Source organism: uncultured Mucilaginibacter sp., from assembly GCF_903913935.1.
Lineage (GTDB): Bacteria > Bacteroidota > Bacteroidia > Sphingobacteriales > Sphingobacteriaceae > Mucilaginibacter.
This window is the reverse complement of sequence record NZ_CAIWNH010000556.1, coordinates 14,910-27,861: the sequence shown is the minus strand read 5'-3', so window position 1 is coordinate 27,861 and position 12,952 is coordinate 14,910. Positions and strand designations below refer to the sequence as shown.

Below are 12,952 nucleotides of genomic sequence, written 5' to 3'. Positions count from 1 at the left end.
TCGGTGAAATCACAAAATATAAAATCGGTGAAATCACTCCCAAATAATCGGTGAAATCACAAAATATAAAATCGGTGAAATCACTCCCAAATAATCGGTGAAATCACAAAATAAATAATCGGTGAGAACACCCAAATAAAACAAATGAAAAAGCTAATTCTATTACCCCTACTGTTACTGATAAGTACTTACACATTCGCCCAAAAAGATGCCGCAGCAAAAGCCATACTCAATAAAGTAAGCGAAAAATACCGCCTTTATGATGTGGTAAAAACTGATTTTGATTTTACCCTGGATAACCAGCAGGCCAGGATAAAAGAAACCCGTAACGGCACTTTGATAGCCCGATCCAAAGCCAATAAGTTTAAAGTTACCATTTATAGCGCAAGCCCGTCCTCAAAGGCTGATGTGGAGCAGGAAGTGATCAGCGATGGAAAAACGCAATGGACCTATCTTAAAAAAGACAATGAAGTACAGGTAAATAATGTAGACAATAGCGGTAACGGGATCAACCCGGCACAAATATTTACCATTTACGAGAAGGGCTACAAATACATTTACAACGGCGAAGTAAAGATTGCCGGAAAAACCTACCAGGAAATTGACCTGACCCCTGAAGAAGACAAACAATTTTTTAAAGTACGTTTAGAGATCGACAAAGTAAAAAAACAGATCTACAGCGCACTGATCTTCGACAAAAACGGCAACCGCTATACTTATACCATCATGGGCTTTGTACCGAACATCCAGGTACCGGATAATACTTTCAGTTTCGACCCAAAGGCGCATAAAGGTGTTGAGGTGGTAGATTTGCGATAAAGAGAATTTGCTGCTTCAAACAAAAGGCTAAGGCATTGAGATGTTTTTATACTGATGTTTGTTGGATAAGCACGATTCAGCATAATCCAAAACCTTTTTCCTCTTCAGTTCATCAAGCAGGCTTTTTATAGGTATATATTGGATTGAAGAAGGAATCCCGATAACAAAATACTTCGCATTTAGCTTTTTTATTAAGCAACCTGCATTTTCAAAGAGTCCAATCATTACGTCCGGATCGTTCAGGTCATTTAAAACAACCGCATGAATGGTTGAATTACCCGAATGTTCAACTGTCTTCCTGTAAACCAGCATGCTTTCTGTTGCTTTATATTGGGCCCAAACGACGTCGTCAATGGCCAGCCCGGGTGCATAAATGGGAAGACTTTTCAGTTGATAGTAGCCGAACTCCTCATTGACTACTCCCGCCTGTATAGTTTCGGAGGTATAGTCATCGAGTATGTTGCTGAAATAGTTGATAAGAATTTCTACAGAATTGCTGTCGGGCATTTCGTTCGGTATTAGTTATTTTATTCGGTATTCCCCACCTTTATCCTTCGCTCCATCACTTCCCGCCAGGTGGTCAAAATAAAACCGTTATCTTTTAAAAATTTCTTTAAACGCGGGTCAAGCATGGCCAGCAGGTCGCCTTTGCGTTTGTTCCCGGTATCAGATATGTATTTAAAATTGGCCGATGGCATAGTGCAATGCATAATCACCATGGTTAAGCCGGGGCTCAGCCTGCCGATACTTTCGATATAATGATCGGTGTACCATTTTTGAATTTCGGCATCTGTTTTATGGTCCACATCTGCCATATTCCAGTCATAGCTCGAATTGTGCAGGTCATCCAAAACCGGCAGGCCGTTTTTCCATAAGTACTCCCCTATCGCTTTGGCTTTGTCCAGGGCGGCAGGTTCGCCTATTTTCATTCCTTCGGTGTATTTGCCTTGTTTTTTGAGTTCGGCAATGGTGGCCGCTTTGGCTTCATACCTGTAAAACAAATCATTCCCACCCGGAAACATCACGGGGATCTGTTTTTCTATCCCCAGTTGTAAATATTTTTGCATGTAGGATTCTTTTGCAAAAAGCGTCCCCATGTGTGAATCGAGGTGGGTGGGTTTAAATCCCATAGTTAACGCCCTGTCCAACTGGGCGCGCATTTCTTTATCCACCTCATCGGCAGACGCGCTAAAGTAAACGCCTTCAACAGAAGAGTATAAACACCCCTGTTTATCCACCAGACCCGGCACAGCGGCTTTTCCGGCAAGCGGCCCCCACCTGTAATTATTCCATTCGGATGTTAAGGTTAAATGCAAACCGGCATCAAAGCCGGGGTGTTCTTTGATATACTTTACAATCTCGGGTACAAAGGGGCAGGGCATCATCACGCTGGTGGAGGTAGACACCCCTTCAGAAATCGCTTTTTCAACCCCTTCATCCGACTCATGTGACATACCTGCATCATCCACATGCAGGATCAGTACCCTGGCCCCCTTGGGCCAGCCCAATTTTTCGGCATAGGTTTTTGTTTCCTGCGCGGATACGGCCACTGCGGCAATAAGCAGAAATGATAAAAAACTTAACTTTTTCATATAAAAATCCTCTCAAAATAAATCTTAGGATTGAAAATTTTACAACAAAGAGCGCAAAGGAGGCACAAAGTGCACAAAGGAAAATAGAAGTCTATATTACTTATAAAATAACTCGATCAACTACTCACTTAGTCAACTCAATCAACCTAAACACGAATATAAATCTTCCTATTATCCAATATCTTACCAAACAACCAGCACACCAGCATGTAATAAATAGCAAATAATAACGAGCCTATTGCGCCGGGCGCCACTACCTGGAACACTTTTACACTCATGATCTCGTTAAAATTCATTTTATTGATATAAAACCAACCAACTACAAACCCAAAAAAATCGCCAAAAATATAAATAGCCAGCGGGTTTTTACCGAAGGTGGTGAAAAAGGAGGTCCAGTTCAATGGGTTCCATTTCTGCATTTCAACCATATAAACCAACACAGAAATCAATACGAGGTCGATACCTACGGTTAACAACACGAAAGAACTTGTCCATAATTTTTTGGCAATAGGGAAACTCATATTCCAGCAAAGCGCGAGAAAAATAAACAGGAACCCAACCATCAATAGTTTAGAGATCATTTCAAACGATTTCCCTTTTTCCTGGATAAACTTACCTGCATAATAACCGCAAATAACATTTACAATGGACGGCAGCGTACTTAAAATACCTTCCGGGTCAAAGGCGACGCCCTCGCCGTGGTACATATGGTTTTCACCCAGCACTGCCTTATCAATATAGGTACCGACGTTGGTGAGCATACCAAAATGATTACCCGGATCACCGAAGATCCGCAGGATCACCCAATAACCCAGCAATAGTAATATACTGATAACAATGATAACATTCTTCGACTTAATAAAATATACCATCAATGCTGCAAACAAGTAACAGAGCGCAATACGTGGTAAAACACCCAGGATCCGCAAATGGTCGATTGAGCCGACTGACCAGCCCCCGGCAACGTTGTGGCGGATGGAACCTAAAAACTCAAGGCAGTAAGCAACCAGGAAGATCAATACCGACCTTTTTAGAATTTTTAGAATAACCGAGCCGCTGCTTAACCCCTCAAATTTTTTCATGGCGAAGCTCATCGCATTTCCCATGGCGAACAGGAAGGATGGGAACACCAGGTCAGTAGGTGTAAAGCCGAACCATTTGGCATGATCCAATGGGGCAAACGATATATCGCTGCCGGGATTGTTCACGATGATCATAAAACAAATGGTCATCCCGCGGAATACATCCAGCGAGGTAAACCTGTTATTGTTTTGTTCCATATTTACCTGGTTTTAAACCCTGATGTAGATCTTGTTTTTATCCAGTATTTTACCAAAGGTCCAGCAAACAAGCATATAGCATATCGCAAATAGCAATGATCCTATTGCACCCGGCGCTATCACCTGGAAAAACACACTATTGATCCATTCATAAAAGCTTTTAGGCCCGATATGAATCATATATAGGATCACCACAAAAAGCTCGGAAAACAGGTATACAGGCAGCGGGTTTTTTCCTACTGTAGTAAAAAACTTTGTCCAGTTTCGCTGGTTCCATAATTTTATCTCTACGATATAAATCAGCGCTGAGATCAGCACCAAATCGATCCCCACAGTTAACAATACGAATGGGCTTGTCCATAATTTTTTAGCGATCGGGAAGGTCATATTCCAGCAAAGCGCGATAAAAATAAACAGGAAGCCGTATAACATCAGCTTTGAAATCGTCTCATATCCTTTGCCTTTTTCCTGGATGAACTTACCGGCATAATATCCGCAGATCACATTTACAATGGCCGGCAGGGTGCTTAAAATACCTTCCGGGTCAAAGGCAACACCTTCGCCATGGTAGAGATGCGCATCGCCCAACACCCATTTATCAAGCGTGGTACCGAAATTAGTAAGCATGCCATACGGGTCACTATGATCGCCGAAAATGAGCAGTATAAACCAGTAACCCAAAAGCATTGCTATGCTGATGACCACAACAGCCGTTTTTGATTTAATAAAATAGATAATAAGCGAAGCAAAAAGATAACAAAGGGCAATGCGCTGCAATACGCCAAAAATACGGGTTGTACTGATTGGCGCCAGGTGGTAGCCGGTAGCGTCATGTTGCACAAAGGGGAACCAATACATCAGGTAGCCCAGCAAAAAGATGATTGCCGCCCGTTTAAAGATCCTGAAAACTACTGCACCGGTTCCTAAAGTATCAAACTTTTTCATCGCAAAACTCATCGCGTTGCCCACCGCAAATAAAAAGGATGGAAATACCAGGTCCGTCGGGGTAAAACCAAACCATTTGGCATGTTCAAGCGGGGCAAATGGGGCCGCACCGCTTCCGGCAGTATTAACAATGATCATAAAAACGATCGTCATTCCGCGAAAAACATCCAGCGAAAGAAACCGGTTAGGGCTTTGTTCCATAGTTTAAAAATAAGTTTAAAGTTTAATTCAGGAAATATGCGACAAGATATAAATTATTTGAGTTTTATTATTAAACATCAAAACTTTTTTAAATAATTTATGAAGTCAGGGTTAGAGATTAGAGGCTGAAGATTAGAGATTAGGAAAAAGTCCATAGTCCATGGCCGGTGGACCACGGTGGAAAGAATAAAAACATTTTTGCTATGGACCATCGTCTATGGACAAAAACCATGAACCATGAGCTATGAACCATGAACTATTCTTCCTATTTTTGACCATCAATGCTTACTATTACCAACCATACCCTCGAAAAGCTGGAAATGTTACTCCGGACAACCGGCTATAAGGTGAGGTACGAAAAAGGGAATTTTAAAACCGGGGCCTGTTTATTACTAAACAGCAAAATAGTGGTTGTAAATAAATTTTCGGGGCTGGAGAGTAAAATATTGGGATTAACTGAACTGGCGAGGACGCTCGAAATGGACCTTAGCCTGCTGGACGAAAAGCAGGCCGCATTTTTGCACCAGTTGAAACAAACAACACTTGAATTTTGAGGGTAACTTTTTTAGGCACCGGAACTTCGCAGGGTGTACCTGTTATCGCTTGCGGCTGCGAGGTTTGCATCTCTGTTGACCCACTCGATAAGCGTTTGCGCACCTCTATTCTGATTGAAGGCGAACAAAAGGTAGTGGTAATTGATTCGGGACCTGATTTCAGGTACCAGATGCTGCGCGCCAAAGTGCAGCGCCTGGATGCCATTGTATTTACTCATGAACATAAAGACCATGTCGCCGGCCTGGATGACATCAGGGCATTTAATTACAAGCAGCAAGGGCCTATTGATGTTTATGCTGACGCCCGGGTACAGGAAGCTTTAAAAAAGGAGTTTCATTATATCTTTCGTGAATTTAAATACCCCGGCATCCCCCAGCTTAATATGCATACCCTTTATGGCGACCCTTTTAATATAGGCGAAATAACGTTTACCCCTATTGAGGTGATGCATTACAAATTGCCCATATTAGGTTTCAGAATAAAGGATTTTACTTATATAACCGATGCCAAAACGGTTAGTGCGGCCGAAAAAGAAAAAATAAGAGGGTCAAAAATACTGGTAGTAAACGCCCTGCAAAAGGAGGAACATATCTCACATTTTACTTTTGACGAAGCGATAGCTTTTGCACAGGATATCGGGGCGGAGAAAACATACTTAACACATATCAGCCACCGCCTTGGAAAACATGCTGAGATTTCCGAAATGCTTCCTGCCGGTATTGAGTTAGCTTATGACGGGCTGGAGCTGGACATTTAGTTTGGAGAGGTTGATTGGGTTAGATTAAGTTGACTAAGTTGATTAAGTTAAAAATCGTTCCATAGCCTTCTCATTTCAACAACAGCACACTCAATCAACTTAGTCAACTTAGTCAACTTAATCAACCAATCACAACTTCACATAACTGATCCTGTCAATAGATCCCCTATAGCTTCCCAAATGCCCTTTATGGCGCACATCTATCTTCCCGCGAATGGTAACGCTTTTATTATTTAGTTGTGTGAATTTGCCATCGTTAATTTCAAAGATGCCTCTATTGGTGCCTTTTAAAACCAGCGGGCAATCCTGGCTGAAATTTACCCAAAGGGCGTGCTGGGTCGAATGGTCGGCAAAAAGGCTGTCGTTCACTAATGCCGATTCTTCATTGCCTTCTATGTAGGTACCGTCTATTTCAACATACTGGTGATCGTACATTTGAATACTATCGATCAGCTGTCTAAAACCTAAGTGTTTATAGCTTAAGTCGTCGTTGCAATTGCTCTGGTAAATTTTTTTTTCGTGTTTGCAGGATTGAAAAAAAAGAGGGGCTAAAAAAAGGGGGGCTATTATCGCTTTAACAAAAAAAGCAAGCATACGTTTTGGATGAGTAAATGCCATGGCACGGATCATACGTTTAAGATAAATATCTAAAAATGGCTATTACCCCTATGCCCCTTCAGGAAAATTATGCATTAGACCATTTGTCTATCAATAAGTTTAATGTGTAAATTAAAAAAAAATACGCCGATTTCCAATTTAAATAGAAACTTTACATTTGAAAACCCCAAAACCAATGACAAAGACCAGGATAATTACATTGTTTCTTTTACTTTTTGCTGCGATCGTAAATGCCCAGCAGAAAGTGATCCAGCTTTATAATGGTGTTGCGCCGGGTTCTGAAAACTGGACCTATAACGAGCAGGAATACACGGCTGGCGGCACGCCATTGGTTTACGATGTATCGCATCCAACGCTAACCGCTTATTTGCCAGATCCCGCAGTTGCCACCGGCACCGGTGTAATTATTTGTCCTGGCGGCGACTTTTATATATTGAGCATCCGGGATGAAGGTACCGATGTGGCCAAATGGTTGAATCAAAGAGGAATAGCCGCCTTTGTTTTAAAATACCGTACCGGGCAGAGTTTAACAACGGACCCTGGAAAAGAGTTATCGGAAAACCTGCACAAAAATGACTTTAATGAGATCATAAAACCCATGGTTGCTACGGCGGTTGCCGATGGCAGGGCCGCAATTACCTATGTACGCACCCACGCTGCAGATTACAACTTGTCGCCATCGCGCATCGGCATAGTTGGGTTTTCGGCGGGGGCTACTGTTACTGCTGCCAGCGGCTTTAACTATACAGCAAATGACCGCCCGGATTTCGTGGCGCCTATTTCCCCTTATGTTCCTCCAGAAATACAGGGTGCCGCCGTGGCAGGTGATGAGCCCCCATTCTTTGTCGTAGCGGCTACGGATGACGAACTTAGCCTGGCGCAGCACAGCGTTAACCTGTATTCAAAATTGCTTACTTCAAAACATTCGGCTGAATTGCATATTTATGTAAAAGGTGGCCATGGTTTTGGGATGAAGAAGCAAAATATCCCTACGGATACCTGGATTGACCGCTTTGGCGACTGGCTGGGCGAACTGGGCCTTTTGAAACCTATCGACCCAAAAGTGGTGACTCACCTTGAAGAGGATGAAAAAAACAGGAAAATTAACGCCGAACGGCCCGCAAAGGACTGGGCATTTATCAAAAAATACGAGGAAGAAAATAGTAAAGTGCCTGCCCCCGCAGCGGACGAAGATCGTGTTGTTTTTATGGGCAACTCCATTACCGAGGGCTGGAACAGCTGGGGTAACCCTGTATTCTTTACGGGAAAACCATATTATGACCGCGGCATCAGCGGGCAAACATCAGGGCAAATGCTGGTGCGTTTTCGGGAAGATGTCATCAACCTGAAACCAAAGGTGGTGCTAATCATGGCCGGTATAAATGACATTGCAGAAAACAACGGACCATCAAAACTGGAGGATGTTTTGGGCAATATCGTATCTATGGCTGTGCTCGCCAAAGCGGCCCATATAAAAGTAGTGTTATGCTCCGTTATGCCGGCTTTCCGTTTCCCCTGGCGGCCCGCCATTGACCCTGTCCCCGGCATAGCCAAACTGAATACCATGATCAAAGATTATTGCGATCAAAACCATATGGTTTATTGCGATTATTTTACCGCTATGGCCGACGGGCGCAGGGGGTTGCCGGCAAACTTATCCGGGGATGGTGTGCACCCTAACCTTACCGGTTACAAAATGATGGAGCCGATTGCTGAAAAGGCTATTGCGCAGGCGTTAAAGGGTAGAGATTAGGACAAAAACAGACTTACGAAGTTTTAAAAACTTCGTAAGTCTTCGACGGAATCATTTCACTACCGGCAAAATCAGTTTTGATTGATTATCGTAAACATTAATAGTTTCCTTTAAGAAGTCCGCATCCTTTGCGTGATAAATATCAATAAACTGCTGGGGGTTTCTATCAACCAGGGGGAACCAGCTGCTTTGCACCTGTACCATAATGCGGTGGCCCTTTTTAAAGGTATGGGCAACATCAGGCATGGTATATTTTACCTCTGTTGGTTTATTGGGCACAAAAGCCTCGGGGTTTGAATAGCTGTTGCGGTACCGGCCCCGCATAATTTCGGCACGGACAAGCATCTGGTAGCCGCCCATCGGGTATTTTAAAACGGGGTCAGTTTCGGCATAAATATCTACATCATTGTAACTGCCCTTATCCGGGAAAACATCTACCAGTTTTACTACAAAATCTGCGTCGGTGTTGGAAATACTCACCAGCAGATCGGCAATAACAGGGCCGGCAAGGGTAACATCGCTGGTTAAGGTCTCGGTTTGATAAGTCAAAACATCAGTACGGCGGGCGGCAAAACGCTGGTCGTCGGTCATATAATTACGGGTGCGGTTATAATGCACATCCTGGGTATAAGGCACCGGTTTTGCCGGGTCGCTGATATAAGTATCGAATGTTGGCTGGCTGGTTTTGGAGGCTGTAAACGACAAATTTCCATTTTGTCCAAGATAAATATCGGTTGGCATAACATCCGCTGGCGGCCATTGTGGCAATTGGTGCCATTTGTTTTCGCCGGTAAAAAATACGTTGGCTTTGCTGATGGGTTCGACGGAACCTTTTCCACGCAGGTAAAATTCAAAAAACGGGATCTCGATATTATTAGCATACCATTCGCTGGTATTACTGCCCCACTGCGCGTTACCGAGGTGGGTGCCATCATTATTGCGCCATTGCTCGTGGTACCAGGGGCCCATCACCAGGCGGTTATTGGTAGCCGGGCTTTGTTTATCAATCGCTTTATACAAATTCCAGGCGCCAAAGCAGTCTTCGGCATCAAATTCCCCTCCCACTACCAACATGGCTGGTTTTACATCTTTAACACCAACCCTGGCATTACGGGCCATCCACCAGGCATCACGGTTAGGATGGTTCATCATTTCGTTCCAGAATTTAAGGCTGTCGCCCGCCAGTTTGGTGAGGTTGGGCAATGCGCCTTCACTCAAAAAAAACTGGTAATTATCGTGTATTGCCGGGTCATAAGTTGGCGCTGCTACAGTAGTGGGGCGGGGGTGAGGTACTCCAAAACCAAATTGCTTGTAAAACGCGAAGGCATCCATCTGGAAAAAAGCGCCGTTATGATGAAAATCATCCCCCACAAACCAATCCGTAACCGGCGCCTCGGGGCTTACAGCCTTTAATGCCGGGTGGCCGCTCAACGATGCCATGGTGGAATAAAAGCCCGGATAAGAAATCCCAAATACGCCAACATTACCATTATTATTTGGCAGGTTTTTTATCATCCAGTCGATGGTATCATACGTATCGCTGGCCTCATCAATATCTTTGTTTGTTTTTTTATTTGGGTTGAAGGGGCGCACGTCGGCAAATTCCCCCTCGCTGTTCCACCGGCCCCTTACATCAGCGATCACCATGATGTATCCCTTTTTGCAATACTGTATCAAATGGTTTACCCAAAACGGGCGAAACTGATCTTTCCCATAAGGTGCGCAGGAATATGGTGTGCGTTCCATCAAAATGGGATGCTTTTCAGTATTATCCTTTGGCAGGTAAGCGGAAATAAACAGCTTTACCCCGTCGCGCATCGGGATGTTTACTTCTGTTTTGGTATAATTATTTACCAGCCAAACCGAATCGGCATTTTGGGCAAACGCAAAAATAGGGAACAGGAAAAATACAAGGGTATATAATTTCTTCATGATTATAATTGTGAGGTCAATAGGTAAAGATGGTGTTTTTTTTGATTAAATTGAAATAGCGTACAAATAACTTACTTTAGCCATTCGCGAGAGGCTCCACCCTTGAGAGAAGTAGGGTGGAGACGCAAACTATTGCGTCTCTACAAAAAATCAATTTGAATAATAATCAAACGCCGCCTTTGTAATTTTTGCGATTACGCCTTCACGGGTGGCTTCATCATTCGTAGCGTTGCAAACAAAAACCGAAATAATGAGGTGTTTGCCATTGGGCAAAGTGATAATGCCCACATCATTTGTCGCGGGGGATAAACCTTCGGCATTGGTTGGCGAAGAACCAGTTTTATGGGCGACAACTGTTCCTGCAGGCAAAAGCCCTTTTAACCTGTTAGGGCCGGTAGTAGTTTCCGTCATTATATGGTATAAGGTATCCGTAGTGGGTTTAGCCAAAATTTTGCCGCGGTAAAACTCATCGAGCAGCATAGTCATTTCAACGGGTTTGCACCAGTTGGTATATTGCAGTTCCCACATGGATGCCATATCAGCCTCAGACGCACGGATGGCAATGCCCCTGATTCCCACATGTAACATATAATCCTGAACGGTTTTTGTTCCTCCAATCGTTTTTAACAGGAAGTCGCAGGCATTGTTATCACTTTCGGCAACCATGTATTGTACTATTTCGCTTAAAGGAAGATCAACGCCTTTTGGATATTTATCACGCATCGGGCTATGGGTGTCTTTCACCAGGTCGCGTTTCGCGATGTGCATTACCTGGCTTAAAGTAAACACCCCGCTGTCAACCATGTGCATCACTGTAAGCGCAATAGGGAACTTCATTACGCTGTGTAAAACAAGCCTGGCTTTACCGTTGTAAGAAAGGGTATCACCCGTTTCCAGGTTTAATATGGAAACACCGACGATGCCTTTAACAGGTTTTGACAATTCTTCGATCCGGCTGCGAAGTGCTCCATCTTTTCCGGACTGCGCAAAAGCGGAAACAACAAAAATAAGGAGTATAAATGCAGATAGAATAACGTTTTTCATACCCTAAATAACGCAATTATTTGAGATGAAGTTTAATCCAGCTGCAAATTATATTCATCGCCACCGGCGACATGGTTTCAGTTATTTGTTCATATTCCGAAACATCACCGGTATTGGCAGTTTGAAATAAATGGTTTAAGCCCGGAATGGTTTTTACCTCAAAATCCTTGTTGCCGCTTTTGGTCAATACTTCTTTTATTCTTCCTAAATTTTCAGCCGCGTCAACCTGCGTATCCTTTCCGCCGGTTACGGCTAAAACAGGGCATTTAACTTTGCTTAAGGCAATGGCAGGGTCGTAACAGATAAAAAACCGCAGCCAGCCTGAATCGTACAAATGATCATATGTTTTTAGCACATCCGCCATGTTTGTAGTCGGAACGGTTAAATCATTGAGCACTTTTTGCGTTTGATTTTTTTTCCATGCGTCAAAAACGCCGGGGATTCTTTCATCAAGATCGGCACGGGTTGCGGATGTCGCAAACAAATTCAGCATTTGCAGGTGTAATTTTTTATAAGCGTCAACCGTCAAACTGTCCATGCCCTGCTGTTTTAGCGCCCGGGCCGATTGCTCTGTCAGTATCTTCGCGCCGTTTACACCCGGCCCTCCCCATAAAACTATAAAAGCTATATCTTTACGCCGTGCGGCCACCATCGGTGCAATCATACCGCCTTCGCTATGGCCGATAAGGCCAAGGTGTTTTTTATCTATATCGGGCCTTGTTTCCAGGTAATTAAGGCTTGCTTCCACATCGTATGAAAAATCGATGCTTGTTTTGTTATTAATATCTGGTCCCAGGGAGCTTTTACCTGCGCCCCTGTCATCCACCCGTAAAACTGCGATACCGTTTTTAGTCAGATAATCGGCCAGCACCCAGTAAGGCTGATGCCCCATCATCGTACCATTCCTATCCTGAGTGCCGCTCCCGCTGATAATGATTACCGCAGGATATGTACCATCACCTTCCGGGCGGATAAAGGTGGCGCCATAATGCAGGCTCTTATCAGCATTATCATATTCTACCTCTTCGCTATGGTAGCCATAGGGCTGTTTGGGTGTTTGTGGTCTTACTTTATCTGCCGATAGGTTTGCTTTTTCGGCATCGCTTATTTTTTTGAGACTGAGGGGCAATTTTGCCGGGCCCTGGCTAAACGTGCCGTTGATGCTATCTTTTCCGGCCAAAACACCTTTATACCCACCTTTGATAATTGCTATCCCGATAAACAAGCTATCTTTTTTAACAAAAGTGCTGCTGCAGGCGATTCCGAAGGCCTTTTGGTCGGGGCTGTCAAACGTAGAGGAATAGCTGGTATCCGATGTTTTTTTAATGTTAAAAACCAGGTGTAGTTTCACACCGCTTACGGAAATTGCCCCTACCCAGCTGCCTGTAACATCCTGTGCTTTAAGCTGGCCGGCAACAAAAATTGCTAATGCCGCGATGAGTAATTTTTTCATAAA

General features: G+C 43.7%; 12 protein-coding genes. 4 read left to right on the top strand and 8 right to left on the bottom strand.

The features are described from left to right. Positions 1–144: 144 nt before the first annotated feature. A complete protein-coding gene (locus QZY09_RS22560; protein ID WP_295676429.1) occupies positions 145–819 on the top strand; it encodes an outer membrane lipoprotein carrier protein LolA in 675 nt (224 codons plus the stop codon). Positions 820–846: 27 nt separating this feature from the next. Here QZY09_RS22560 and QZY09_RS22555 read toward each other — a convergent pair whose 3' ends face one another. From QZY09_RS22555 to QZY09_RS22540, 4 genes are all read right to left on the bottom strand, one after another. Continuing rightward, a complete protein-coding gene (locus QZY09_RS22555; protein WP_295676426.1) occupies positions 847–1,326 on the bottom strand; it encodes a DUF4265 domain-containing protein in 480 nt (159 codons plus the stop codon). 20 nt (positions 1,327–1,346) lie between these two features. Continuing rightward, positions 1,347–2,411, bottom strand: coding sequence for a polysaccharide deacetylase family protein (locus QZY09_RS22550; protein ID WP_295676424.1), 1,065 nt, complete (start codon positions 2,409–2,411; stop codon positions 1,347–1,349). A 146-nt stretch (positions 2,412–2,557) separates the two neighbouring features. Then, positions 2,558–3,691: a DUF5009 domain-containing protein gene (locus QZY09_RS22545; protein ID WP_295676421.1), complete on the bottom strand. Its 1,134-nt coding sequence runs from the start codon at positions 3,689–3,691 to the stop codon at positions 2,558–2,560. Positions 3,692–3,703: 12 nt separating this feature from the next. Beyond that, entirely contained in the window at positions 3,704–4,837 is a 1,134-nt protein-coding gene (locus tag QZY09_RS22540) for a heparan-alpha-glucosaminide N-acetyltransferase domain-containing protein (RefSeq protein WP_295676418.1), read from the bottom strand. Between the two features lie 281 nt (positions 4,838–5,118). On the opposite strand from QZY09_RS22540, the gene QZY09_RS22535 reads away from it, so the two are divergent. Further along, positions 5,119–5,391 (top strand): hypothetical protein, encoded by a 273-nt coding sequence (locus tag QZY09_RS22535; protein WP_295676416.1) that lies wholly within the window; start codon positions 5,119–5,121, stop codon positions 5,389–5,391. Continuing rightward, entirely contained in the window at positions 5,388–6,149 is a 762-nt protein-coding gene (locus tag QZY09_RS22530; protein ID WP_295676415.1) for an MBL fold metallo-hydrolase, read from the top strand. The genes QZY09_RS22535 and QZY09_RS22530 overlap by 4 nt, the downstream gene beginning before the upstream one ends. A 129-nt stretch (positions 6,150–6,278) precedes the next feature. Here QZY09_RS22530 and QZY09_RS22525 read toward each other — a convergent pair whose 3' ends face one another. Beyond that, entirely contained in the window at positions 6,279–6,743 is a 465-nt protein-coding gene (locus QZY09_RS22525; RefSeq protein WP_295676413.1) for a hypothetical protein, read from the bottom strand. A gap of 199 nt (positions 6,744–6,942) precedes the next feature. On the opposite strand from QZY09_RS22525, the gene QZY09_RS22520 reads away from it, so the two are divergent. After that, positions 6,943–8,520 carry a GDSL-type esterase/lipase family protein gene (locus tag QZY09_RS22520; protein ID WP_295676409.1) on the top strand — a complete coding sequence of 526 codons (1,578 nt, stop codon included), beginning with the start codon at positions 6,943–6,945 and terminating at the stop codon, positions 8,518–8,520. A gap of 51 nt (positions 8,521–8,571) precedes the next feature. Here QZY09_RS22520 and QZY09_RS22515 read toward each other — a convergent pair whose 3' ends face one another. From QZY09_RS22515 to QZY09_RS22505, 3 genes are all read right to left on the bottom strand, one after another. Next, on the bottom strand, positions 8,572–10,452 hold the full coding sequence (locus QZY09_RS22515) for a CocE/NonD family hydrolase (protein ID WP_295676406.1): 1,881 nt from the start codon (positions 10,450–10,452) through the stop codon (positions 8,572–8,574). Positions 10,453–10,602: 150 nt separating this feature from the next. Further along, a complete protein-coding gene (gene bla, locus QZY09_RS22510; RefSeq protein ID WP_295676403.1) occupies positions 10,603–11,496 on the bottom strand; it encodes a class A beta-lactamase, subclass A2 in 894 nt (297 codons plus the stop codon). 16 nt (positions 11,497–11,512) lie between these two features. After that, positions 11,513–12,949 carry an alpha/beta fold hydrolase gene (locus QZY09_RS22505; protein WP_295676401.1) on the bottom strand — a complete coding sequence of 479 codons (1,437 nt, stop codon included), beginning with the start codon at positions 12,947–12,949 and terminating at the stop codon, positions 11,513–11,515. Between the last annotated feature and the right edge of the window lie 3 nt (positions 12,950–12,952).

Excerpts from the sequence above, each read along its gene's own strand:
- QZY09_RS22560 (WP_295676429.1), top strand. The coding sequence starts at position 145 with ATGAAAAAGCTAATTCTATTACCCCTACTGTTACTGATAAGTACTTAC.
- QZY09_RS22555 (WP_295676426.1), bottom strand. The coding sequence starts at position 1,326 with ATGCCCGACAGCAATTCTGTAGAAATTCTTATCAACTATTTCAGCAAC.
- QZY09_RS22550 (WP_295676424.1), bottom strand. The coding sequence starts at position 2,411 with ATGAAAAAGTTAAGTTTTTTATCATTTCTGCTTATTGCCGCAGTGGCC.
- QZY09_RS22545 (WP_295676421.1), bottom strand. The coding sequence starts at position 3,691 with ATGGAACAAAACAATAACAGGTTTACCTCGCTGGATGTATTCCGCGGG.
- QZY09_RS22540 (WP_295676418.1), bottom strand. The coding sequence starts at position 4,837 with ATGGAACAAAGCCCTAACCGGTTTCTTTCGCTGGATGTTTTTCGCGGA.
- QZY09_RS22535 (WP_295676416.1), top strand. The coding sequence starts at position 5,119 with ATGCTTACTATTACCAACCATACCCTCGAAAAGCTGGAAATGTTACTC.
- QZY09_RS22525 (WP_295676413.1), bottom strand. The coding sequence starts at position 6,743 with ATGCTTGCTTTTTTTGTTAAAGCGATAATAGCCCCCCTTTTTTTAGCC.
- QZY09_RS22520 (WP_295676409.1), top strand. The coding sequence starts at position 6,943 with ATGACAAAGACCAGGATAATTACATTGTTTCTTTTACTTTTTGCTGCG.
- QZY09_RS22515 (WP_295676406.1), bottom strand. The coding sequence starts at position 10,452 with ATGAAGAAATTATATACCCTTGTATTTTTCCTGTTCCCTATTTTTGCG.
- bla (WP_295676403.1), bottom strand. The coding sequence starts at position 11,496 with ATGAAAAACGTTATTCTATCTGCATTTATACTCCTTATTTTTGTTGTT.
- QZY09_RS22505 (WP_295676401.1), bottom strand. The coding sequence starts at position 12,949 with ATGAAAAAATTACTCATCGCGGCATTAGCAATTTTTGTTGCCGGCCAG.